At 27.0% G+C, this 5,055-nt stretch carries 5 protein-coding genes; 1 reads left to right on the plus strand and 4 read right to left on the minus strand.

The genetic code is table 11. The annotated features are described in order from the left end of the window. Positions 1-477: 477 nt before the first annotated feature. The 3 genes from OIO11_RS12010 to OIO11_RS12020 form a co-directional block, all read right to left on the minus strand. Positions 478-921: a hypothetical protein gene (locus OIO11_RS12010; protein WP_268071704.1), complete on the minus strand. Its 444-nt coding sequence runs from the start codon at positions 919-921 to the stop codon at positions 478-480. Positions 922-1,084: 163 nt separating this feature from the next. Further along, positions 1,085-1,936, minus strand: a complete 852-nt coding sequence (locus OIO11_RS12015) for an undecaprenyl-diphosphate phosphatase (RefSeq protein ID WP_268071705.1) — start codon at positions 1,934-1,936, stop codon at positions 1,085-1,087. Between the two features lie 148 nt (positions 1,937-2,084). Further along, positions 2,085-2,954: a cation diffusion facilitator family transporter gene (locus OIO11_RS12020; protein WP_268071706.1), complete on the minus strand. Its 870-nt coding sequence runs from the start codon at positions 2,952-2,954 to the stop codon at positions 2,085-2,087. A gap of 421 nt (positions 2,955-3,375) precedes the next feature. On the opposite strand from OIO11_RS12020, the gene OIO11_RS12025 reads away from it, so the two are divergent. Beyond that, positions 3,376-4,332 (plus strand): hypothetical protein, encoded by a 957-nt coding sequence (locus OIO11_RS12025; RefSeq protein WP_268071707.1) that lies wholly within the window; start codon positions 3,376-3,378, stop codon positions 4,330-4,332. A gap of 292 nt (positions 4,333-4,624) precedes the next feature. On the opposite strand, the gene OIO11_RS12030 is transcribed toward OIO11_RS12025, so the two are convergent. Beyond that, positions 4,625-4,849, minus strand: a complete 225-nt coding sequence (locus OIO11_RS12030) for a hypothetical protein (RefSeq protein ID WP_268071708.1) — start codon at positions 4,847-4,849, stop codon at positions 4,625-4,627. Positions 4,850-5,055: the final 206 nt, after the last annotated feature.

Here is a 5,055-nt window from a genome sequence, read left to right on the forward strand (position 1 = left end):
GTGTTAGGCACGCCGCCAGCGTTCGTCCTGAGCCAGGATCAAACTCTCAATTTAAAAGTTTAATCTATTACTCATGTTTGAATTGACTGACTTTGTTATCTTACTTCTGTTTAATTTTCAAAGACCATTTCGCCATTTCTCGACAACACTAGTAATTTTATATTACTTTTTTCTACCTGTCAACACTTTTTTTCAGTGTTATTTCTTCCAGTAGACATCCTCGTGACGACAAATGTTATTTTATCAAATTTATTAAATAAAATTGCCCATAAACACATTGTTTCTACAAATTATATCTAAATTATTTGTTTTATCTCTTTTTTTCTCCATATTTCTTATGCAGATACGCCTGGCAATGTTTGTGAAAGACACAAAAGAAGACATGAAAGAGAAACTAAATAATCGTAATTTTTCCCTTCCGTCTTCCTTTTCCTTACATTTTCTTTGTTTGTTTTATATTCTTCTTTCTTTACTTTTCTATAAATTATATTGCTTACATATTTCTTTAGATGCATTTTCATCATATCTTCCTAAAAAATCTTCCATTGTTTCATGTGCTTCAACATAAAAACCATCTTCTTCAAATAACATATTCATTTTATAAAGTCTATCTACAGTATTTCCTCCAAATAAAACATCCCACTCTTCTCTTTTTAAAAATGCTGAAAACTTATCATATTCTTCCTCTTCTAATAAGCTTCCATATTCTCCATCATAAAAAACTATTATTTGATTATCAGCAACTAATACCTTTTCAACCCTAGTATATAAAGGTTTATCCAGTATATCAGATACTATAAACAGCATAAGTTTCTCATTATCTTCCACAAGTTTCCCACATTGCATTCTTCCTAAAGTAATAGAATTTTTTGCCCACTTTCCTTTTTTGATTATATCTTGAACTTTTGCATTCCAATTCATAAAATCTACTCCTTTATAATTTAATCCAAACTTTCTTTCATTATTTTATTATTTCCAACTTACAAAAAAATAATATAAAAAAGCTGAAGAAAAATTCTTCAGCTTTTTTATATTCAATTACATAGTTAAAAGATATGTATTATGTGATTTTGCCAACTATTTATTAAATTATGTTTGCAAAAATCAATATTAATAATATTATTCCGACAAGTACTCTATAAACAGCAAAAACCCTCATTGGTTTTTTCTGCAAAAAAGCAACAAATTTTTCTACAACTACAAGCGCTACAATAAAAGACACTATGAACCCAGCTGTAAGCGCAACAACCTGTACAACATTTAAAATCGCAAAATGCTTCCAAAGTGATATAGCTGATGCACCTACCATTACCGGAAGGGCTAAAAAGAAAGAAAACTCAGCAGCGGCAACAGTTGACAATCCACTAATCCATCCACCTATTATAGTTGATGCTGACCTTGACATTCCTGGCCATAAAGACAAGCATTGAAAACATCCTATAACAATAGCTTGCTTTACAGTTATATCGTCTATAGTTCTTGTGGTAAATTTACGTCTGTATTTTTTTTCAGCAAAAATCATCCAAAATGCACCAATTAACAAAGCAATTGACACTGGTAGTGGATAAAACAATTCAGCTTGAATTTTATCATGAAATAACACTCCCAATATACCTGCTGGTATACATGCAACAAAGATATTAAACCAAAATTTAAAACCTGATTTTGGTTTTGAAGGCGAAAAATTTTTGAAAGAATCTTTTATTTTATTCCAATATAGAAATATTATTGCCAAAATAGCGCCTAATTGTATAACTACTTCAAACATATCTAAATAATCTTTAGAATATAATGCTGCAGGCATTATTCCTTCTTTAAATCCAATAAGATTTCCAACAATAATCATATGTCCAGTTGATGATACAGGCAAAAATTCCGTAATACCTTCAACTATTCCTATAATAATTGCTTTAAAAATAAATATCAAATTAGTCACAGCCAACCCACTCTCACTTCCTCATATATTAACAATTTAAAATTCATCTAAAATTATACCCCTTCAAAAGGTTTATTGTCCACTTGTTTTATATATATTTAATTATTTTTATATTCTTAAGGCTTTAAGGTAGTATTTCACCTAAATTTTAATACGGATTTACATGTACCATGCAGTGTTTTACCTTTTCATTATTATTTTCTATTTTTAAATGAACCTTCTCTGCTATTTCATGAGCTTCAGTTAAAGGTAATTCTTTAGATACAGAAATTTCCACATCTACATATACTCTATTTGCATGTATCCTAGTTTTAAGCTCGTCTATTTTAATCACTCCATCAATTTCAATAATATCACTTTTTATTGTCTCAACAGTACTTTTATCTGCTGAATGATCCATTAATTGATTTGCAGCTTTTATATATATATCTATAGCTACTTTTAATATAATTATGCATATTACTAAAGATGCAATAGGATCTAAAATAGGATATCCTGCTCTGGCACCTATAATTCCAAACAAAGTACCAATAGATGAGAATGCATCTGATCTATGATGCCATGCATCCGCAAGAAGTGCAGAACTGTCTATTTTTCTAGCACCCTTTACAGTGTATCTATACATCCACTCCTTAGTTACTATTGATAAAACAGCGGCATAAATAGCGATTTCCCCAGGAAGATTATATTTTCCTAATTTAATTATCTGAACAGCATTATATCCAATCACTACGGCTGTAATTCCTAATATAAAAGCAAGTATTTTTGTAATAATAGGTTCAAATTTTTCGTGTCCATACGGATGCTCTATATCTTCTGGCTTTTGAGACAATTTCAATCCAATCATAACACAAAAAGTACTCATTACATCAGATAAGGAATGAATGCCATCGGATATCATAGCATTACTCTTTCCAAACACTCCAGCTATTATTTTAACCACAGATAGTAAAAAATTAATCATAATTGTTAATTTAGATATTTTATTTCCTATTTGCAGTCTCTCTACTGAATTCATTATTCCACCTCATTTTTAATTGATAACAAACTGTAAAATATATATTTTATATTATATGCACTATATACATACTTTGCAACAACTTTTTTCAATAAATTTTATTATCAATTGAGAATATTAATTGTTAATAAAAGTAATTAATTAGTTAAGCACTTACTTTTATTAACATCTTTTAAAATTATGCTTCTCACTTAATTTAAATTTTTATTTTAATTAAAATATTTGAATACCTTACCATATTTTATCATACTTTTTATTAAAGAAATTATCACAATAAATATTTTTTAAATTTAACTATTAGCTACCTTTAGTATTCAAAAACCTAATATTACATTCAAACTATTTACACATACTACAATTAGGTGTATTATTCCTAATATGTAATAGCATGTAAAATATTTCGTAATGAGGAGTGGTAAATATGACTTTATCTTCTTTCGACTCTAGAAAATTTATGCTTGCCCAAATAGTTATTAAATCTTTAAATATCTTAAAAAGCCAAGGAACACTAGATCTTGAAGAAATCTTTAACGAAAAATTCGAAAATCTAGTAGAACTTAATTTTTTGAAAAAAGGAATAAGTTTAATTTTAGATGGCTATTCTACTGAACATATTCAATTTTCATTGGAACTAGAAAAGATAAAATATATTAAATCCCCCAGTGTATGTGAAGAAGCTTTGCAATTAATAAGTATTTGTGAAAAATTAATTCCATGTATTCAAAACTCGAATTTACTAAGAACCGATTCTATATTTAGTTATATTTTTTCTAAACAACAATATGAACAACTTCAGGAGGCTCTAAAAAAAATCGATGTAAAATATAATTTAACAAAAAAAGATATTATGCAGAATATTTACTCAGTATTAAATACTTATTATTTTTACCCTAATACTATTGAGGATAAAATGGAGGATTTTAAAATAAAACTTGGTATAGCAGAATATGCTTTTATTAAAAATTATGTATATGACCGTTATACTTTTGATTACATAGCACAGTCAGATACCGAAGAAGTGTTAGTAGATATAATTAATCCTGGAGATTATATAGATATTGATAAATTAAGAAATAAAATAAATTATATAAAGCAAGAAATTTTTTTAAATGAAGATAAACTTTCTTTGGTAATAGGTATTTTGCATAAAGCAATTGATAATAACAGAAATATATTTGAAAATTCAGCTCATATTCCATCCTCATTAGTTAATGATGTTATTTTGTCAAAAACAGTTAGCAGTATTGAAAAATTATTATCCATAGTAAAATCCTGCAGCACAATAAATAAAGAAGATGTAGACTCTCAATTGATTATGATTATAAACAAAGAAGGCATATCTTTCTTACAAGGTCCACCAAAAATACTTGAGTCTTAAAATTTATAAAAATTTATGCATTTCGACATTAACTTTTAAAAACAATTAAAATATTTTATTTTTTGAATTTTCTTATTGAAATTTGTATTTATATGTTATATAATAAAAATTACAAAAGATGAATTACTTGGAAATAATTTAAGAGAAAATTATATATACATGTACATGTAATTAACCACAAAAGATCTTTAAATACAAATGATAAAAAGGTTTAGTACTTTTAAAAGCGCTAAACCTTTTTTTAGTTTATCCCACAGAAATTATGACTAAACTCCTTAATCACTTAAACTAACTAATATTTCTTTTGATTCTGATATGCTATAAATAAAATAATAATTATTATAAGCATAGGCACTGAAAATATCATTTTAAAAATGCCCAAAACGATTGATAAAATTGTAATCACTAAGCCAATCGCTAATGCTATACCTGCAACTGGCAAAACAATTGCTCCTAGAATTGAAAGAATCACTGTAAAAAACACTGCTGTAAATATAATTCCAAATATTATGCTCAAACAACGCTCCCCCTTTTAATACTTATATTAACATTATATATTATATATATTGCAATTATCAATATTCATTGTTCAATGAGTCACAGTAAAAATTTATATGGCGCAATCTTTGGTTATCAAGTAATATTATCCCTATTTTATTTTGGGCGGACTTAGCCCGTCATGTTTTTTTATATTTTCAAAAAATATTAACCTATAAAACTGAC

The sequence above is a fragment of the Clostridium sp. ZS2-4 genome, from assembly GCF_026719745.1.
Classification (GTDB): Bacteria; Bacillota; Clostridia; order Clostridiales; family Clostridiaceae; genus Clostridium_H.